This is a genomic window from Shinella sp. CPCC 101442, from assembly GCF_024704725.1.
Lineage (GTDB): Bacteria > Pseudomonadota > Alphaproteobacteria > Rhizobiales > Rhizobiaceae > Shinella.
Genome location: NZ_JALIQS010000002.1, coordinates 122,623 through 139,701, shown reverse-complemented (window position 1 = coordinate 139,701; position 17,079 = coordinate 122,623). Strand labels below are relative to the sequence as shown.

18 protein-coding genes are annotated in these 17,079 nt (G+C 62.7%); 7 read left to right on the top strand and 11 right to left on the bottom strand.

Features of this window, described 5'->3' with window-relative positions; translation table 11 throughout:
* Positions 1-86: 86 nt before the first annotated feature.
* Positions 87-599 carry a GNAT family N-acetyltransferase gene (locus MUO32_RS05885; RefSeq protein WP_257947305.1) on the top strand — a complete coding sequence of 171 codons (513 nt, stop codon included), beginning with the start codon at positions 87-89 and terminating at the stop codon, positions 597-599.
* A 51-nt stretch (positions 600-650) separates the two neighbouring features.
* On the opposite strand, the gene MUO32_RS05880 is transcribed toward MUO32_RS05885, so the two are convergent.
* From MUO32_RS05880 to MUO32_RS05865, 4 genes are all read right to left on the bottom strand, one after another.
* On the bottom strand, positions 651-908 hold the full coding sequence (locus tag MUO32_RS05880; RefSeq protein WP_257947304.1) for a YjhX family toxin: 258 nt from the start codon (positions 906-908) through the stop codon (positions 651-653).
* Between the two features lie 193 nt (positions 909-1,101).
* Positions 1,102-2,004 carry an NAD(P)/FAD-dependent oxidoreductase gene (locus tag MUO32_RS05875; protein ID WP_257947303.1) on the bottom strand — a complete coding sequence of 301 codons (903 nt, stop codon included), beginning with the start codon at positions 2,002-2,004 and terminating at the stop codon, positions 1,102-1,104.
* An 85-nt stretch (positions 2,005-2,089) separates the two neighbouring features.
* Complete coding sequence (locus MUO32_RS05870) at positions 2,090-2,533, bottom strand: Rrf2 family transcriptional regulator (RefSeq protein WP_257947302.1); 444 nt, start codon at positions 2,531-2,533, stop codon at positions 2,090-2,092.
* A 56-nt stretch (positions 2,534-2,589) separates the two neighbouring features.
* Positions 2,590-2,895: a DUF1294 domain-containing protein gene (locus MUO32_RS05865; protein ID WP_257947301.1), complete on the bottom strand. Its 306-nt coding sequence runs from the start codon at positions 2,893-2,895 to the stop codon at positions 2,590-2,592.
* 130 nt (positions 2,896-3,025) lie between these two features.
* On the opposite strand from MUO32_RS05865, the gene gatB reads away from it, so the two are divergent.
* From gatB to MUO32_RS05845, 4 genes are all read left to right on the top strand, one after another.
* Positions 3,026-4,528 carry an Asp-tRNA(Asn)/Glu-tRNA(Gln) amidotransferase subunit GatB gene (gene gatB / locus MUO32_RS05860; protein WP_069059069.1) on the top strand — a complete coding sequence of 501 codons (1,503 nt, stop codon included), beginning with the start codon at positions 3,026-3,028 and terminating at the stop codon, positions 4,526-4,528.
* A 66-nt stretch (positions 4,529-4,594) separates the two neighbouring features.
* Positions 4,595-5,095, top strand: coding sequence for a GNAT family N-acetyltransferase (locus MUO32_RS05855; RefSeq protein ID WP_257947300.1), 501 nt, complete (start codon positions 4,595-4,597; stop codon positions 5,093-5,095).
* Positions 5,096-5,223: 128 nt separating this feature from the next.
* Positions 5,224-5,622: an NADH:ubiquinone oxidoreductase subunit NDUFA12 gene (locus tag MUO32_RS05850; RefSeq protein WP_257947299.1), complete on the top strand. Its 399-nt coding sequence runs from the start codon at positions 5,224-5,226 to the stop codon at positions 5,620-5,622.
* Positions 5,623-5,696: 74 nt separating this feature from the next.
* Positions 5,697-6,152 (top strand): DUF2155 domain-containing protein, encoded by a 456-nt coding sequence (locus tag MUO32_RS05845; RefSeq protein WP_257947298.1) that lies wholly within the window; start codon positions 5,697-5,699, stop codon positions 6,150-6,152.
* 12 nt (positions 6,153-6,164) lie between these two features.
* On the opposite strand, the gene aat is transcribed toward MUO32_RS05845, so the two are convergent.
* From aat to MUO32_RS05820, 5 genes are all read right to left on the bottom strand, one after another.
* Positions 6,165-6,779 (bottom strand): leucyl/phenylalanyl-tRNA--protein transferase, encoded by a 615-nt coding sequence (aat, locus tag MUO32_RS05840; RefSeq protein ID WP_257947297.1) that lies wholly within the window; start codon positions 6,777-6,779, stop codon positions 6,165-6,167.
* Positions 6,780-6,792: 13 nt separating this feature from the next.
* Entirely contained in the window at positions 6,793-8,139 is a 1,347-nt protein-coding gene (gene accC, locus MUO32_RS05835; protein ID WP_257947296.1) for an acetyl-CoA carboxylase biotin carboxylase subunit, read from the bottom strand.
* A 10-nt stretch (positions 8,140-8,149) separates the two neighbouring features.
* A complete protein-coding gene (gene accB / locus MUO32_RS05830; RefSeq protein WP_257947295.1) occupies positions 8,150-8,617 on the bottom strand; it encodes an acetyl-CoA carboxylase biotin carboxyl carrier protein in 468 nt (155 codons plus the stop codon).
* 22 nt (positions 8,618-8,639) lie between these two features.
* On the bottom strand, positions 8,640-9,077 hold the full coding sequence (gene aroQ, locus MUO32_RS05825) for a type II 3-dehydroquinate dehydratase (RefSeq protein WP_257947294.1): 438 nt from the start codon (positions 9,075-9,077) through the stop codon (positions 8,640-8,642).
* Between the two features lie 146 nt (positions 9,078-9,223).
* A complete protein-coding gene (locus MUO32_RS05820) occupies positions 9,224-9,985 on the bottom strand; it encodes a DsbA family protein (protein WP_257947293.1) in 762 nt (253 codons plus the stop codon).
* 206 nt (positions 9,986-10,191) lie between these two features.
* Between MUO32_RS05820 and MUO32_RS05815 the strand changes: the two genes are divergently transcribed.
* The gene (locus MUO32_RS05815; RefSeq protein WP_257947292.1) at positions 10,192-11,331 is read left to right on the top strand and encodes a pyridoxal phosphate-dependent aminotransferase; all 1,140 of its coding nucleotides are present in this window, start codon (positions 10,192-10,194) and stop codon (positions 11,329-11,331) included.
* 75 nt (positions 11,332-11,406) lie between these two features.
* On the opposite strand, the gene MUO32_RS05810 is transcribed toward MUO32_RS05815, so the two are convergent.
* Together MUO32_RS05810 and MUO32_RS05805 are read right to left on the bottom strand one after the other, a co-directional pair.
* Positions 11,407-12,171, bottom strand: coding sequence for an SDR family oxidoreductase (locus MUO32_RS05810; protein WP_257947291.1), 765 nt, complete (start codon positions 12,169-12,171; stop codon positions 11,407-11,409).
* Positions 12,172-12,305: 134 nt separating this feature from the next.
* Positions 12,306-15,170 carry a ribonuclease E/G gene (locus MUO32_RS05805; protein ID WP_257947290.1) on the bottom strand — a complete coding sequence of 955 codons (2,865 nt, stop codon included), beginning with the start codon at positions 15,168-15,170 and terminating at the stop codon, positions 12,306-12,308.
* Positions 15,171-15,804: 634 nt separating this feature from the next.
* Between MUO32_RS05805 and MUO32_RS05800 the strand changes: the two genes are divergently transcribed.
* Positions 15,805-17,046, top strand: a complete 1,242-nt coding sequence (locus MUO32_RS05800; protein WP_257948206.1) for an N-acetylmuramoyl-L-alanine amidase — start codon at positions 15,805-15,807, stop codon at positions 17,044-17,046.
* Positions 17,047-17,079 lie beyond the last annotated feature (33 nt).

Sequence of the window (17,079 nt, the reverse complement as noted above, 5' to 3'; positions counted from 1 at the left end):
GGAACCATCATTGCCGTGGATAGCCTTTCGTCTCCCTCGCCAAGCGCCCCGCGTGGTGCTTTCATGGCATCGGAAGGGGCCGATGCATGATCACTGTTCGCAATGCCCGTGAAGGCGACGTTTCGGAACTCATCGAAATCGGGGTCAGGGCCTGGGGGCAGGCCGTTGTCGGTGTCGCCGATCTTCAGGTTCGAAGCGAACATGCCCGCAATGCCTTTCAGCAGTTCCTCGCCGAGAAATGGCTGCGCGTGAGTGTCGTGGAGAACGAGGGCGTGCTTGCCGGCTGGGCTTCCCGCGAGGCGCTGGACGACGAGATCAGCGACCTCTGGATCGATCCGCCGCAACAGAAGAAGGGGCTCGGCGCAGCCCTGCTCGCAACCATGGAAGACGAAATCGTCTCGGCCGGCTTCGAAGCGGCGCGGCTTCAGACCCATGCACGCAATACGGCTGCCGTCGGTTTCTTCCAGAAGCACGGCTATTCGGTGAACTGGCTGTCCGTCGACTATTCGGAACGACTCGACCGGGACGTGGAATCGGTCGGCCTGCGCCGGCAGCTCGTTGCCGACGAACCGGTGGGCTACGGGCCGGGCGGATTTTAGAAGAGAGCCGTAAAGGAAGGGAGGCGGGTTTTCTCCGCGCCTCCCTCCTTCTCACTGGTTGTCCAGTTGCGATCGCACCAGAACGAGGCCCTGCTGCGTAATGCGGTAGGGCCTGCCGCCGGAAGAAGCGATGCAGCGCCGGCGTTTCAGCTTGCGAAAGAGCGCGAGGTCGAGCCCGCTGGCCCGCCAGCCGTCCCGCGTGATGCAGGTCACGGTTACGATCTTCCGGTTGTCGTCTTTTTCGATATCGATCCTGCCACCCTGGGCGAGCAGGTGGAGTATGCGCTGTTCGGCGCGCGAAATGTCCATTGTCTTGAGAATCCGTCAGGCGTTCGATTGAACGCAAAAAAACGTTCCGCCACCGGATGGGTGGCAGGGTTCAGCGTTTTTTCGACCCTGCGCGCAAGATTTATGCGGGCAGGGCCCTCAGCAGGTCTCAGACGAGTTGGACATCAAAACTCCATTTGCGGATGTCCCGGAATAACCGGGACATCCGGCAAGGTCAATGCGAAGGCCAGATCAGCGAGTGATGCAGGAAAACGGCGGTCTTCACGCCATTGGCCGAGGCGAGCGAGATGTTGGCGGCACCGAGCGCGATATCGCCGGCGGCGTAGAGACCGGGCAGGGAGGTCTGACCCGTCTCGTCGGTGTGGAGAATGTTGCCGATAGGCGTCTCCTTCAACTTCAAACCGCGATCGCCGGGGATCGTGCTGCGCACCCGTGCTTCCGGGGCAATGAAGAGCGCTTTCACGAGCGTGGGAATGCCGGGGCCGGTCTCGACGGAAAGCATGCGGTCGGGGCCATCGGTGACTGCGGTGACGCGGCCGGGACGGAGTTTTACGTTGCGCGCTTCAAGCACGGCCAGATCCTTCTCGTCCGGTTCCCGCACTTCATTGGTGAAAAGGGTGACGTTGCCCCAGTCGGCCACGACAGCCGCAAAGCGTGCGGCCTCGGACGTGCGCGCCAGCACACCGACAGACCCGCCGCCGACCTCGTAGCCGTGGCAGTAGGGGCAATGCAGCACGGTCTTGCCCCATCGCTCCGCCAGTCCGGGAATGTCCGGCAGTTGGTCTTCAAAGCCGGTGGCCAGCAGCACACGCCGCGCGTCTATCCGTTTGCCGTCGCCGGTAATCACTGAAAACCCATCTCGCTCCCCCTCCAGCGTTTCAGCCGGCGCATCGCGGAAGCTGACGGTCTCGTAGGCGGCAAGCTGGCGACGGGCGTCCGCGAGGATATCGCGCCCCGGCCGGCCATCCTGCGCGAGGAAGCCGTGAGAATGGGCGGAGAAGCGATTGCGCGGCTCGCCGGTGTCCAGAATCGTGATGCGACGACGGGCGCGGGCGAGCTGCATGGCGGCGGAGAGGCCGGCAAAGCCCCCGCCGATGATGATGGCATCTTCGGTCATGGTCGGTCCTTTCTATGGAGCGTGCGGCATCGTTCGCCCGGCGAGTACCGGTCGTGCGATGCAGGTCTTGGGATTTGGACGCCGTTTAACCGGTATCGGCCCGGCAGTGTTTTGCCGCCACCCGAAAATCCTCGGCGAGGTCGGCCAGCGTCGTGCCGGAAAAACGCGCCATCAGGATGGCTTCCGCATCCTTCAGCGCATCGCCGATCACCCGGTTGACGGATTGCTCGACCACGCAGCCCGGCATTTCCGTCGCCGGGCCGATCTGGAAGACGATCGGCTCGCCGAGCGCGTTGTAGATGTCGAGCAGCGAGATGTCGGCTAGCGGTCTGGCGAAATGCCAGCCACCGCCGTGGCCGCGGCCGGATTGCACGATGCCGGCGTCGCGAAGTCCGGCCATGGTGCGCCGGACGACGACGGCGTTGGTATCGAGGCAAAGCGCGAGATCGTCCGAGGTCATCGGCGCGTCTCGCTCGGCCATATGCATGAGTGCGTGAAGCACGGCGGAAAGGCGGCTGTTTCTTTTCATGTAACAATAATAGTTACGAACCGTGGTGAGTGTCAACCCGGACCGGGGAGCGGGTGTCAGCCGGCTTGCAGCATCCGATACAGGGTAGGGCCGAAGATCAGCGTCGTGGGGGCCAGAACCGCGTGCAGAATCAGGATTGCCAGCAACTGCGTGCGGAACGGTTCCTTGCGTGTCTTGTGCCGTAACAGGCGTTGTCCGGCGAAGGCGCCGAGGCTGCCGCCGATGAAGGCGAATTGCAGCAGTCGCGCTTCGGAAACGCGCCAACCGCCATCGCGCGCGGCTTCCTTGTCCCACCAGAAGAGGCAGAGCGTCACGGCGTTGAAGAGGAGAAAAATGATCAGAAGCGCTGTTGGCGTGCTCATTGCATGCTTTTAGCCGATCATCCTTGCGACTTGGCTAATGACGGCGGGCTGCACCCGCCGAAAACCTTGCACCGCCTGCCCATATGTTCTACCGAGACAGCACTGAAGACACCCGAGCCAAGAGCCTGCCATGACCCTCGTCGACGTCCGCACTCCCGATCCGAAACGCTTCATCCCCGGCGCCACTGGCGACTGGGAGGTGATCATCGGCCTGGAGGTGCATGCGCAGGTTCTTTCGAATTCCAAGCTCTTCTCCGGCGCCTCCACCGAGTTCGGCAAGGCGCCGAACGCCAACGTTTCGCTTGTCGATGCGGCCATGCCCGGCATGCTGCCTGTTATCAACGAGGAATGCGTGCGCCAAGCCGTGCGCACCGGTCTCGGCCTGAAGGCGCAGATCAACCACCGCTCGATCTTCGACCGCAAGAACTACTTCTATCCGGACCTGCCGCAGGGCTACCAGATTTCGCAGTTCAAGGATCCGATCGTCGGTGAAGGCAAGATCGTCATCTCGCTCGGCCCCGACCGCCAGGGCAACTTTGAAGATATCGAAATCGGCATCGAGCGCCTGCATCTCGAGCAGGACGCCGGCAAGTCGATGCACGACCAGCACCCGACCATGTCCTATGTCGACCTCAACCGTTCGGGCGTCGCGCTGATGGAGATCGTCTCCAAGCCGGACATGCGCTCGTCGGACGAGGCGAAGGCCTATATGACGAAGCTGCGCTCGATCGTACGCTACCTAGGCACCTGCGACGGTAACATGGACGAAGGCTCGATGCGCGCCGACGTTAACGTCTCCGTGCGCCGCCCGGGCGAAGGCTTCGGCACGCGCTGCGAGATCAAGAACGTCAACTCCATCCGCTTCATGGGCCAGGCGATCGAATACGAAGCCCGCCGCCAGATCGGTATTCTGGAAGATGGTGGTTCGATCGACCAGGAAACCCGTCTCTTCGACCCGGGCAAGGGCGAGACGCGCTCTATGCGCTCGAAGGAAGACGCGCACGATTACCGCTATTTCCCTGATCCGGACCTGTTGCCGCTGGAATTCGACAACGAATTCGTCGGCAAGCTTCTGGCCGACCTGCCGGAACTGCCGGATGACAAGAAAATCCGCTTCGTCAAGGATCTCGGCCTTTCGGTCTACGATGCCTCGGTGCTCGTCTCCGAAAAGGCGATCGCCGACTACTACGAGGCCGTGGCCGCCGGCCGCGACGGCAAGATCGCCGCTAACTGGGTCATCAACGACTTGCTTGGTGCCTTGAACAAGGACGGCAAAGCCATTGAAGAGACTCCGGTTTCGCCCGATCAGCTCGGCGGCATCATCGATCTCATCAAGGACGGCACCATCTCCGGCAAGATCGCCAAGGACCTGTTCGAGATCGTCTGGACCGAGGGCGGCAACCCGGCGGAACTCGTCGAAACGCGCGGTATGAAGCAGGTGACCGATACCGGCGCCATCGAGAAGGCCGTCGATGAGATCATCGCTGCCAATCCCGATCAGGTGGCCAAGGTTCTGGCCAAGCCGACGCTGGCCGGCTGGTTCGTCGGCCAGGTGATGAAGGCGACGGGCGGCAAGGCCAACCCGCAGGCCGTTCAGGCGCTGGTCAAGGCCAAGCTCGGTATCGAAGACTGAAGCAATTCCAGGAAAAATGTGAAGCGGTTTTCCGTCCGGAATTGCTTCGAAACAAAGGAAACTTCCATGTTCTTCGTCCGCACGGCTTCCGCGAGCGATCTGGCGAAGGTCAGCGCGCTTCTGGCCGAGACGTGGCACGCCACCTATGACGCGCTCTATGGCGTGGACAAGGTGAACGAAATCACCGCGCGCTGGCATTCCGTGCCGGCGCTGAAGGCCAAGCTGGAGCGCAAGGACAGCGAGTTCGTCGTTGCAGATAACGGTAGGGAACTGGCCGGCATGGGCTATGTCGCCATGTCGAAGGACCGGCCGAAGGTAGCCTTCCTGCATCAACTCTATGTGCTGCCCCGCTACCAGCGGCAGGGCATCGGCCGCGACATGTTCGCGGAACTCGAAACCTGCTTCCCGGATGCGAACGCCATGTTGCTGGAGGTCGATCCGCGCAACGACGCGGCCGTCGCCTTCTACTATGCACACGGATTTGCCAAGATCGGCGAGGCGCAGCACACGGCGGATAACATCTCATGCGTCCCGCTGGATGTCTACGAGAAGCCGCTGGGCGGCTGATCTGCGGCGAAAAGCGGTGGGCGAAGGCGTGGGAATCGCTGGACATTCGGCCCCCGCCACGCCATAAGCGGAAGAAATATCAGTCTCGGGCCGCACCCCAAGCGTGGCCCTGCCAAGGACGCCAGCTCATGAGCCTTCTCAAGCAGATTTTCACCTGGTGGAACGGTCAGACGATCGGCACCCGTTTTCACACCTGGCGCTTCGGCACCAAGGTAGGCCAGGACGAACTCGGCAATGTCTACTATCAGGGCGGTTCCAAGGATTCCGAAGGCCGCACGCGCCGCTGGGTGATCTACAACGGCTACGCCGACGCCTCCGCCATCCCGCCCGGCTGGCATGGCTGGATGCACCACCGCACGGATGTATCGCCGGCCGACGAAAAGTATCAGGCGCATGAGTGGCAGAAGCCGCACCGCCCGAACGGCACGGGTTCGGCGCAGGCCTACCGTCCGCCGGGTTCGATCGCGGTACCCGGCGAGCGTCCGCGCGTGACGGGCGATTATGACGCCTGGACGCCGGGCAACTGATACCGATTTGGCCACATTTCGCCGGTAGCTCCAAGCGACCGGTGACGCCGGTTCAGATCGCAGGAGACGGCTTCATGACATCAGGGTTTTCACGGGTGAACGCCGGACGGCGGTTCCTAACGGTGGTCCTCGCGGCCTCGGCCGTCGGTATCGCCATGGCGCCCGTTGCCTCCGAAGCCGCCCGCATCGAAAACCCGGTCGCCGCTTTCTCCGGCATCGACAAGATCACCGGCCGCATCACCAATTTCGACGTCTATATCGGCGAGACCGTCCAGTTCGGTGCGCTGCAGGTGACGCCGAAGGTCTGCTACAGCCGAGACGATACCGAGGCGCAGAAGGTGACCTCCTTCGTCGAGGTCGACGAGATCACGCTCGACCGGAAAATCCGCCGCATCTTCACCGGCTGGATGTTTGCCGACAGCCCCGGCCTCAACGCCGTCGAGCACCCCGTCTATGACGTCTGGCTCGTCGAGTGCAAGGCAAAGTCCGAAGTGCCGCCGCCGGAAGACGGCGAGACGAAGAGCCAGTAAGGTTCCATCCGTTCAAAACGGCAGATTTGGTGACGCCAGCGCGTTTGCCAGCATGTCTTCGTAATCGATCTTCGGCACGTCGATTGCCCCGAACGTCTTCAGATGCTCGGTGGTGAACTGCGTGTCGAGCAGACGAAAGCCGCGCGCCTTCAGCCGTTCCACGAGTTGAACGAGGCAGATCTTCGAGGCATCCGTGCGACGGGAAAACATGCTTTCGCCGAAGAAGGCAGCGCCTAGCGAAACCCCGTAGAGGCCACCCACGAGCTGGTCGCCGTCCCAGGCTTCGACGGAATGGGCGTGGCCCATGCGGTGCAGGGTGCCGTAGAGCGATCGGATCTTTGCATTGATCCATGTCGACGGCCGGTCGGGTGCGGCTTGCGCGCAGGCGGCAAGCACTTCATCGAAGGCGGTGTCGAAACGGATATCGAAAGGGTTTTTGCGGATGGTTTTCGCAAGGCTGCGCGAAACGTGAAAATCGTCGAGCGGGATGACGCCGCGCATATCCGGCTCGACCCAGAACAACTCCGGGTCATCAGCCGAATCGGCCATCGGGAAGAGCCCGATGGAATAGGCGCGCAGAAGCAGTTCCGGGGTTATTTCCGGGTGCCGGCTGCGACGCCCTGCCATGACCGACGCCGCCTCAGGCGTCGGTCTTATTGGCCAGGTAATTCTCCAGCCAATGGATGTCGTAATCGCCGTTGGCGATGTCCTGGTTGCCGATCAGGTCCTGGAAGAGCGGCAGCGTCGTCTTGATGCCGTCAATGACGAACTCGTCCAGCACGCGGCGCAGGCGCATCATGCATTCGACACGGGTGCGACCGTGCACGATGAGCTTGCCGATCAGGCTGTCGTAGTAGGGTGGGATCTTGTAACCCTGATAGGCGCCTGAATCCACGCGAACGCCCAGACCGCCCGGCGCATGGAAATGCGTGATCGTGCCCGGCGAGGGGACGAAGGTGCGCGGGTCCTCGGCGTTGATGCGGCACTCGATGGCGTGGCCGGAGAAGACGATGTCGTCCTGCTCGACCGACAGGCCGCCACCGGAGGCGACCCGGATCTGCTCATGGACGAGGTCGATGCCGGTGATCGCTTCAGTGATCGTGTGCTCCACCTGAAGACGGGTGTTCATTTCGATGAAATAGAACTCGCCGTTCTCATAGAGGAACTCGACCGTGCCGGCGCCGCGGTACTTCAGCTTCTTCATGGCGTCGGCGCAGATCTGGCCGATCTTCATGCGCTGCTCGACATTGAGGGCAGGCGAGTTGGCTTCTTCCCAGACCTTCTGGTGGCGGCGCTGCAGCGAGCAGTCGCGTTCGCCCATATGCACCGCATTGCCTGTGCCGTCGCCCATGACCTGGATTTCGATGTGGCGCGGCTTGCCGAGGTACTTTTCCATATAGACGGCGTCGTTGCCGAAGGCGGCCAGCGCCTCGGAACGGGCGGTCGAGACCGCTTCCTCGAGTTCGTCCTCGGTCTTGGCGACCTTCATGCCGCGACCCCCGCCGCCGGCAGTGGCCTTGATGAGCACGGGAAAGCCGATCTGGCGCGCGATTTCCAGCGCATTCTCCGGCTTCACTTCGCCATCCGAACCCGGGACGACCGGGATACCGAGCGCCTGCGCCGTCTGCTTGGCGGTGATCTTGTCGCCCATGATGCGGATGTGTTCCGCCGTCGGGCCGATGAAGGTGATGCCGTGGGCATCGAGGATTTCTGCGAACTTGGCGTTCTCAGACAGAAAGCCGTAGCCCGGATGCACGGCGTCGGCGCCGGTGATCTCGCAGGCGGCGACGATCTGGTGGATGTTCAGGTAGCTTTCACGCGACGGTGGCGGGCCGATGCACACGCTCTCGTCGGCAAGGCGGACATGCATGGCGTCGGCATCCGCCGTCGAATGCACGGCGACCGTGGCGATACCCAGCTCCTTGCAGGCCCGAAGGACCCGGAGGGCGATCTCGCCGCGGTTGGCAATGAGGACTTTGGAGATCATGGGGGCCGCCTTACTCAATGATGACAAGCGGTTCGCCGTACTCGACCGGGCTCGAATCCTGCACGAGGATTTCGGTGACCTTGCCCGAGCGCGGCGCCGGGATCTGGTTCATCGTCTTCATGGCTTCGATGATGAGGATGGTCTGGCCTTCCTTGACCGTTGCACCGACTTCGATAAAGGGGCGCGAGCCCGGCGCGGGCGACAGGTAGGCGGTGCCGACCATGGGGGCCATGACGGCGTTCTTGTTGCTGCGGGCGTCGGCAGGTGCCGCTGCGACGGAAGCGGTAGCGGCGACCGCCGGTGCGGCGAAGGCGGGTGCCGCGATCGGCGCCTGGACGTATTGCGGCGTGCCGGCGCGCGAGACGCGGATGCGCATGTCGTCCTGCTCGACCTCGATCTCGGTCAGGTCGGTCTCGTTGAGGATATTGGCGAGATCGCGGATCAGAGCCTGATCGATGCCGTGTTTCTTGTCAGCCATGGGATTGAGCCTCTGGTTCTTCTTATGTCGTGATGGATGAAAGCGCATGGAGCGCGAGGATATAGCTCTGCGCGCCAAAACCGCAGATGACGCCCTTTACGGCGGGCGCGATCATCGATTTGTGGCGGAATTCCTCGCGGGCATGCACGTTGGAAAGGTGCAGTTCGACCACCGGGATCTTGATGGCGCGGATGGCGTCATGCAGCGCGATCGAGGTGTGGGTGTAGGCACCGGCGTTGATGGCGATGCCGGCGGCGACATCGCCAGCCTCGTGGATCCAGTCGACCAGATCGCCTTCATGATTGGATTGGCGGAAATCGACGGCAAAACCCAGCTTCTCGCCCTCGGCCTTGCACAACGCTTCGATATCGGCGAGCGTCTGGCCGCCATAGATACCGGGCTCGCGCTTGCCGAGTGCGTTCAGGTTGGGGCCGTTGAGCACGAAAAGGGGTAAAGCCATTCGCAATTCCGCATGCTGGATAGAGGACTACCTATAGACCGGTGGTTTCCGTGAGGAAAGCCCCAAGGCGCGGGGCTTTTCCGGTCAAGCAGGCATGTCCACAAGCAGCAAGGCCTGATCAGGCCAGCGTGGCAAGAAGATGGCGGTTACGAGCAGGTCGCCTTGCCGCAGGCACGCACATTGGCGATCTTGGCGCGAAGGTCGTCCACGCCGACCGCGCCGAACACCATCTCGTTGCCGAGAACGTAGGAGGGGGTGCCCGTGATGCCGAGGTCGTTCGCCAGCGAATAGGCTTCGCGCACGGCGTCGTCATGCGGCTTTTCGGTCATGGTCTTGCGGATATCGGCTTCTGAAACACCCATGGTGGAGGCAAGCGCGATGGCGCTTTCTTCCGTCGCGCGGCCTTCTGTTCCAAGCAGCGCCCGGTGGAATTCGCCGTATTTTTCCGGTGCGAGATCGCGGAAGGCGGCGCTCACCTTGTGGGCAGCAAGCGAATCGGGACCGAGGATCGGCAGTTCCTTGAGGACGAAGCGAACGTTCTTGTCCTCTTTCAGGATCTCGTCCATGTCGGACAGCGCGCGCTTGCAGTAGCCGCAGTTGTAGTCGAAGAACTCGACGATGGTGACGTCGCCCTCGGGATTGCCGAGCGCAATGTCATAGGGCGAGTTGTAGATGCTCTTCTCGTTGTCCGATATCGCGGACTTGGCCTTTGCCTGTTGCTGGTCCTCCTGCTTCTTCTGCAGGGCTTCCTGCACGTCGAGCAGGATTTCCGGGTTCTCGACAAGGTATTCCTTGATGAACTCGCCGATCTCCTTCTTCTGCGCATCGTCGAGGGCGAGAGCGGGAAGGGGCGCTGCGGCCGCAAGAATAAGAGCCACGGTGGCCGCAAGCTTCGTCTTGAATGTCATGTCTGTGCTGTCCTCGTCGTGATGCGCCGGAGAAGTGCCATTGCCGGCGCCACCCAGTCAATGCGGAGTGGGCGCTTTCAACGACCTTATGAGCGCCGGCGCGCAAACGATAGGGAAAAAGCGGCGGATTTTCGGCTCTCGCGGGATTGTGAAGGCATCCATCTTGCGGCAGGAAGTCTTCGACCCATGAACCGGAAGAAAACCTTATGAAACTCTCCCGCCGCGGCGCCGTCGAACCCTTTCACGCCATGGATGTTCTCGCCGAGGCGACGAAGCAGCGCGCCGCCGGCCGGCCGGTGATCTCCATGGCCGTCGGCCAACCCGTGCATCCGGCGCCGGAGGCAGCCCGCGCTGCGGCGCGCCAGGCGCTGGAGATCGGCCGCATCGGCTATACGGATGCGCTCGGCCTCATCTCGCTGCGCCGCGCGATTTCCGACTTCTACAGAAGCCATCACGGCGTTTCCGTCGATCCCGGCCGCATCGCCATCACCACAGGCTCTTCCGCCGGTTTCAATCTCGCCTTCCTTGCGCTGTTCGATGCCGGCGACCGCGTTGCCATCGCGCGCCCCGGCTATCCGGCCTATCGCAACATCCTCGCCGCACTCGGCATCGAGACTGTCGAAATCGGAGTGAATGCCGAAAACGAATTCACGTTGACGCCGCAGGCGCTCGAAGCGGCCGGGCGGATCGATGGCGTGTTGCTCGCCAGCCCTGCCAATCCGACCGGCACCGTCACGGGCCGGGCCAATCTGGCGGCGTTGTCCGCCTATTGCCGTGAGAACGGCATCGCCTTCATCTCGGACGAAATCTATCACGGCCTCACCTTCGTCGGGGAAGAGGTCACGGCGCTGGAATTTGGTGACGAGGCCGTCATCATCAACTCGTTTTCGAAATATTATTGCATGACCGGTTGGCGCATCGGCTGGATGGTGCTGCCGGAAAAACTGGTGCGTTCCGTCGAGCGCATCGCCCAGAGCCTCTACATCTCCGCGCCGGAACTTTCGCAGATCGCGGCGGAGGCGGCGCTCGGCGCCGAGGCGGAGCTGAATGTCTACCGCGACGCCTATCGGGTGAACCGCGACTTCCTCGTCAAGCGCCTGCCGGAAATCGGCTTCTCCATCGCCTCGCCGATGGACGGCGCCTTCTACGCCTATGTGGATGTTCGCCGCTTTACCAATGACAGCATGGCCTTTGCCCGCCGCATGCTGGCCGAGACGGATGTGGCGGCAACGCCGGGCATCGATTTCGATCCCAGGGATGGCCACCACACGATGCGCTTCTCCTATGCCGGATCCTTCGAGGAAATGCGCGAGGCAGTCGACCGCCTCGCGCGCTGGCTGGCCTGACAGCTGAAAACGATTCCGTTTCAGCGCCTTGCGGCGGAAGACGGAATCGATCTGTCAGGCACCTGACTCGTTTTCTCAAACGCGGTTGATCGAGACGCCGCCATCGACCAGCATCGCCGTACCGGTCGTGAAGCTTGAGGCATCCGAGCAGAGGAAGAGCGCGGCTTCCGCGATTTCCTCGGGGGCTGCGATGCGCTTGAAGGCGTTGAGCCCGGCCACGAATTGCCGCTCTTCCGGTGTGTTCGCGACCTGCCGGCCCATCGGAGTATCCGTCGCGCCGGGCAGCAGCGCATTCACGCGAATGCCCTTCGGGCCATATTCCGACGCAAGCACCTGCACGAGGCCGACCAAACCGGATTTCGATGCCGCGTAGGCGGCAAGTCCCGGAAAGCCTGCAGTGTAGCCGACGAAGGTCGAGGTGAAGACGAGGCTGCCCCCGCCGCGTGCTTCCATGGCCGGCAACTGGTATTTTGCGGCGAGGAACCCGCTTGTCAGGTTGACGGCGAGCACGCTCTGCCATTCGCTCTGTGAAAGCGCCGGTAGCGGGCCGATCGGGCCTGTCGTGCCGGCGTTGTTGAAGGCGATATCGACACCGCCGAATTCCACCGTGGCAGCCTCGACCAGCGCCTGATGATGCGCCTCCTCGCCGACATCGCCTGGAACGGCCATCACGTCACCGCCTTCAGTCCGGATTTCCCGGGCCACGTCTTCAAGCCGTTCAGATCCGCGGGCGGACAGAACGAGCTTTGCACCCTGGCGGGCAAAGAGCAGTGCAGCGGCCCGGCCGATGCCGGAGCTTGCGCCGGTAATGATGGCAACCTTGTTGGTAAGACGGGTCATGTGTTTCTCCCTTTCTGATTTCTGACGACCGCCGATGTCGCAGAAGGTCAGCGAGGCAACCACCCGTTTCCCGCACAAACGAAAAAGGCCCGGGGAAACCCGGGCCTTTCGAATTCTCTGACGCAAACCGTTTCTTAGAAGAAACCGCGGCGTTGCCACCAGCCGCCCTTCTTGGGCTTGTCGGCGTCGTCTTCCGCAGCCGCTTCCTTCGTGGTGGACGACTTTACCACCGGTTCGGAGGCGATCTTGTCGATGTCGCGGTTGCCACGGGCGGGCTTGGCTTCTTCCAGAGCGGCGACGGCTTCTTCGACGGCAGGCTCCACCGGTGTCGTTTCTTCAACGACGGGAGCGGGCTGGGCCTCGATTTCGACGCGGGCAGCTTCGTCGGTCGCAACCTCTTCGACAGCGGCCTTGGCGCGGCTCTTGCGGGCACGCTTCGGCTTGGCTGGCGCCTCTTCGGCAACGGCTTCGACCGGCGTTTCCTCGACGACGACAGCGACTTCGGCAACCTCGGCTTCGACGACGACAACCTCAGCGGCCTCGCCTTCGTCACCTTCGTCCTCGCTTTCGCCGGCTTCGTCGACGGCGCCGTCTTCCGGACGGTTGCGACGGCCACCGCGCTTGCCACGGCGGCGGCGCTTGCGGCGATCGCCAGCATCATCCGAAGCCTCGGCGGACTTCGGCGCCTCTGCGCCGTCATCGCCCTCTGCTTCGGCGTCGTCGTCATCGATCTCTTCGTCGTCGCCGGCCTGTTCGCCACCGAAGGAGGCGGTATCGGCGCCTTCACCATCGCGGCCACGGCCACGACGGCGGCGGCGACGCTTGCGCTTGTTGTTGCGGCCGTTCTCATCCGAAGAGGCGGATGCCTGGGCAGCCGGTGCTGCGGCGGCCGGACGTGCGGCTGCTGCTTCGTCCTCTTCCTCGTCGATCTCGTCCTCGATCACGACGTCTTCTTCTTCCGGCTCGGGCTCGAAATGCAGGATCTGCTCGATCGTGACCGGGTTCTCGACGGCTTCGCCGCGATCGATCGCAAAGTGCTGCGCGCCGACATGAGCATCGGCTTCGATGATGATCTGAACGCCGAAGCGGGTTTCGTAGTCGATGATCGTGCCGCGCTTGTGGTTGAGCACATAGAGCGCGATGTCAGGCGTCGTGCGCACGACGATATTGTGCGTCGTGTTCTTGAGGAGGTATTCCTCGATGCCGCGCAGGACATGCAGTGCGACGGACGACTGCGAGCGGATATGGCCCGTGCCGTTGCAGTGCGGGCAGGTCTGCATGGTCGATTCGAGAACGGACGCGCGAATGCGCTGGCGCGACATTTCGAGCAGGCCGAAATGCGAGATGCGGCCGACCTGGATGCGCGCGCGATCGTTCTTGAGATGATCCTTGAGGCGCTTCTCGACGGAGCGGTTGTTGCGCTTCTCCTCCATGTCGATGAAGTCGATGACGACAAGGCCGGCAAGGTCGCGCAGGCGCAGCTGGCGCGCCACTTCTTCCGCCGCTTCCAGGTTCGTCTGCAGCGCGGTCTCTTCGATCGAGTGTTCGCGCGTCGAACGGCCGGAGTTGACGTCGATCGAGACGAGCGCCTCGGTCTGGTTGATGATGATGTAGCCGCCGGACTTCAGCGTCACCTGCGGCTGCAACATGCGGTCGAGCTGGGCTTCGATGCCCGAGCGCGAAAAGATCGGATGCACGTCGCGATAGGGCTGTACGACCTTGGCGTGGCTCGGCATCAGCATCTTCATGAAGGCCTTCGCCTCCTTGTAGCCTTCCTCGCCGGCAACGACGATCTCGCCGATGTCCTTGTTGTAGAGATCGCGGATCGAGCGCTTGATGAGCGAACCTTCCTCATAGACGAGGCAGGGCGCGGTGGAGGCGAGCGTCAGCGTGCGGACGTTTTCCCAAAGGCGCATCAGGTATTCGAAGTCGCGCTTGACCTCGACGCGGGTGCGGTTGGCACCGGCGGTGCGCAGGATGACGCCCATGCCCTGCGGGACTTCGAGGTCGCGTGCGATTTCCTTCAGGCGCTTGCGGTCCTGCAGGTTGGTGATCTTGCGGGAGATACCGCCGCCGCGCGCCGTGTTCGGCATCAGGACGGAGTAACGGCCGGCGAGCGACAGGTAGGTGGTGAGAGCCGCACCCTTGTTGCCGCGCTCTTCCTTGGCGACCTGCACGAGCAGGATCTGACGGCGCTTGATGACTTCCTGGATGCGGTACTGCTTGCGCGGCTTGCGCTGGACGCGATCCGGAACCTCTTCCATGGCGTCTTCGGCGCCGACGGATTCGATGATTTCCTTCTCTTCGCCGTTATGATCGTCATCATCGTCGTCGTCATCGCGACGGCGGCGACGCTTGCGGTCGGACGGTTCGGAGATTTCGTCGGTGTCGACCGCCATGGCCATCGCGCCACCGGGCGTCTCGTCGTCGCTGCCTTCGGAAGCGGCAGCGTCTTCGGCGGCCGGAGCATCCTCGGTCTTCGCCTTGGCCTTGCGGGTGCGGCGCGGCTTCTTGGGCTTTTCAGCCGGCGTTTCTTCCGCGGCGAGGTCGGCGGAGGCTTCGACGGCGTCCGGTTCGGCGGCGGCTTCCGCCGGTGCCTCTTCGACGGCTGCGACGACTTCGACTTCGACGTCCGTTTCAGCAGATGATTCGCTGTTGTCGGAACGGTCGTTTGCCGTTTCGACATGTTCGATATCGTCGTCGCGGCGATGCTCTTCGGCTTCGGCTCTCAGGAGCGCCTGACGGTCGGCGAGCGGGATCTGGTAATAATCCGGGTGGATTTCGGCGAAAGCCAGGAAGCCGTGGCGGTTACCGCCGTAATCGACGAAGGCCGCCTGCAGCGACGGTTCGACGCGCGTGACCTTGGCAAGGTAGATATTGCCGCGGATCTGCTTCTTGTGTTCGGATTCGAAGTCGAATTCTTCTATGCGGTTTCCGCGTACGACAACGACGCGCGTCTCCTCGGAGTGAGACGCGTCGATAAGCATTTTCTCTGCCATGTAGATTGAACTCCTCGGCGCAGCCGCAGTCCTGGCGGCAAGCTGTACCCTGAAACGGGTGAGCCGGGGGAGGAGGGGGATGCGCCGGATAGGTAAGTTCTCGTCAGGCCCGGGTGAGGGGTAAGCAGACGGAGGAAGGCCGGAGCGCGAGCGTCCCGGTGCCTGTTACCCTCTGAAAGTGTCCGCTGCGTCAACATCAACGTCCAACGAGAATGCCAGTGCCATAGACCCTGAAGGTCCGATGAAATTGCCCTTTGGTAAGGGCGTTTGGTGGAGATCCACCTTGACTGTTCCGGCCACCGCCGGTTTACGCGATCTGTTCGGCCGGGAAAAAGGGTGTATGACGGCGGATGAGGCCCCGGTTCGGCGCCAAGCCCCGAAGGAGTGGCTGCCTGCCCAGGACGATTCTATCCCGTCTGGTCTTTTTCCCTGACTTTGCTTTTATGGCGGATATGTCACAATGGCAAGGGAAAAGCCAAAAGCGTCATAATCTTGATGGATTTGCAATGATGTCTCGGCCGACGTGGAGGCGGGTCTGTCGGCAAGCTTTGGTTAACCATATCGGGGCATCAATGAGGCTTGTCCTCAACCGCGCCGCGCGGTTTCCACGCGTTTGAACGGACTGCCAGTGGTGATGCTACGCCTTATCCCGGAAAAATCGATTGGCCTTTTGACGGGCGCGCTTGCCCTCGTACTGTCATTGGTCGTGGCCGCGCCGGCTATTGCCGTTTCGGCCACGGCGGCGCCGCTGCTTGCCTTTTCCGCCCGCATCGCGGGAGATGACGCTCGCACCCGGCTCATTATCGATTTCGACCGTAAGCCGGACTTCAAGGTGCATTATGTCGCCAATCCGTACCGCGTGCTGATCGATCTGCCGGAAACCGATTTCGGCATCAAGGCGGAAGACCTGGAAGCGCGCGGCATCTTCTCCGAAATCCGCTACGGCACGATGGCCGAAGGCCGCTCGCGCATCGTGCTGACGGCGTCCCGCCCGATCGGCGTCGTGCTGGCAGAAGTGCAGGAAGAGCAGGGGGCTTCGAGTTACCGTCTCGTCATAGACACGGCGATCGTCACCGGTGAGGCTTTTCAGGCGCAGATGGAAAAGCAGAGCTGGCAGGAGGCGGCCGCACCGGCAAATGTCGAGCAGAAGCCGGTCATGCTGCCGGGCGGCAGCGCCGAAGGTCCCTTTGTCATAGCCGTCGACGCGGGGCATGGCGGCATCGACAACGGCGCGCGCGGCGGCGTCACCAAGACCGAGGAAAAACACGTCACGCTGGCTTTCGCCAAGGCGCTGGCCGACGCGCTCAACACGCTGCCGGACACGAAGGCCGTTCTGACCCGCGACAAGGATGAATTTCTGTCGCTCTCCCAGCGCGTGCAGCTTGCCCGCAACGAGGGCGCGAACCTTCTTATCTCAATCCATGCCGACACGCTGAAGCAGAAGGATACGCGCGGCGCGACGGTCTATACGATCTCCGATAAGGCGTCCGACAGCCTCGCCGCCAGCCTCGCCGAACGGGAAAATCTGTCCGACCAGATCGCCGGCGTCGCCTTCGTTGACGAGCCGGCCGAGGTCGCCGACATCCTGCTCGACCTGACGCGGCGCGAGACGCAGGCCTTCTCGATCAATCTGGCGCAGAGCGTCGTCAGCACCTTCAAGAACGAGGTCCTGCTGATCAACAACCCGCACCGCCATGCCGGCTTCCGCGTGCTCACCGCGCCGGATGTCCCTTCGATCCTGCTTGAGCTCGGCTTCATGTCGAACAAGGACGATGAGAAACTGCTGGTCGATCCCGCCTGGCAGAAGAAGGTCGCCGGTCTCGTCGCCAAGGCGGTGGGCGAGTATCGCGCGACCGTCGCCTCGAACGGCGGTTAAGCCTCACCAGCGATTGGGTGGGCGAGACCCGAC

What these genes read in the sequence shown, in the direction of transcription:
- accC (WP_257947296.1), bottom strand. Translation starts at nt 8,139, where the DNA reads ATGATCTCCAAAGTCCTCATTGCCAACCGCGGCGAGATCGCCCTCCGG.
- MUO32_RS05850 (WP_257947299.1), top strand. Translation starts at nt 5,224, where the DNA reads ATGAGCCTTCTCAAGCAGATTTTCACCTGGTGGAACGGTCAGACGATC.
- aroQ (WP_257947294.1), bottom strand. Translation starts at nt 9,077, where the DNA reads ATGGCTTTACCCCTTTTCGTGCTCAACGGCCCCAACCTGAACGCACTC.
- MUO32_RS05855 (WP_257947300.1), top strand. Translation starts at nt 4,595, where the DNA reads ATGTTCTTCGTCCGCACGGCTTCCGCGAGCGATCTGGCGAAGGTCAGC.
- accB (WP_257947295.1), bottom strand. Translation starts at nt 8,617, where the DNA reads ATGGCTGACAAGAAACACGGCATCGATCAGGCTCTGATCCGCGATCTC.
- aat (WP_257947297.1), bottom strand. Translation starts at nt 6,779, where the DNA reads ATGGCAGGGCGTCGCAGCCGGCACCCGGAAATAACCCCGGAACTGCTT.
- MUO32_RS05875 (WP_257947303.1), bottom strand. Translation starts at nt 2,004, where the DNA reads ATGACCGAAGATGCCATCATCATCGGCGGGGGCTTTGCCGGCCTCTCC.
- MUO32_RS05880 (WP_257947304.1), bottom strand. Translation starts at nt 908, where the DNA reads ATGGACATTTCGCGCGCCGAACAGCGCATACTCCACCTGCTCGCCCAG.
- MUO32_RS05845 (WP_257947298.1), top strand. Translation starts at nt 5,697, where the DNA reads ATGACATCAGGGTTTTCACGGGTGAACGCCGGACGGCGGTTCCTAACG.
- MUO32_RS05810 (WP_257947291.1), bottom strand. Translation starts at nt 12,171, where the DNA reads ATGACCCGTCTTACCAACAAGGTTGCCATCATTACCGGCGCAAGCTCC.
- MUO32_RS05800 (WP_257948206.1), top strand. Translation starts at nt 15,805, where the DNA reads ATGCTACGCCTTATCCCGGAAAAATCGATTGGCCTTTTGACGGGCGCG.
- gatB (WP_069059069.1), top strand. Translation starts at nt 3,026, where the DNA reads ATGACCCTCGTCGACGTCCGCACTCCCGATCCGAAACGCTTCATCCCC.
- MUO32_RS05815 (WP_257947292.1), top strand. Translation starts at nt 10,192, where the DNA reads ATGAAACTCTCCCGCCGCGGCGCCGTCGAACCCTTTCACGCCATGGAT.
- MUO32_RS05885 (WP_257947305.1), top strand. Translation starts at nt 87, where the DNA reads ATGATCACTGTTCGCAATGCCCGTGAAGGCGACGTTTCGGAACTCATC.
- MUO32_RS05865 (WP_257947301.1), bottom strand. Translation starts at nt 2,895, where the DNA reads ATGAGCACGCCAACAGCGCTTCTGATCATTTTTCTCCTCTTCAACGCC.
- MUO32_RS05820 (WP_257947293.1), bottom strand. Translation starts at nt 9,985, where the DNA reads ATGACATTCAAGACGAAGCTTGCGGCCACCGTGGCTCTTATTCTTGCG.
- MUO32_RS05805 (WP_257947290.1), bottom strand. Translation starts at nt 15,170, where the DNA reads ATGGCAGAGAAAATGCTTATCGACGCGTCTCACTCCGAGGAGACGCGC.
- MUO32_RS05870 (WP_257947302.1), bottom strand. Translation starts at nt 2,533, where the DNA reads ATGAAAAGAAACAGCCGCCTTTCCGCCGTGCTTCACGCACTCATGCAT.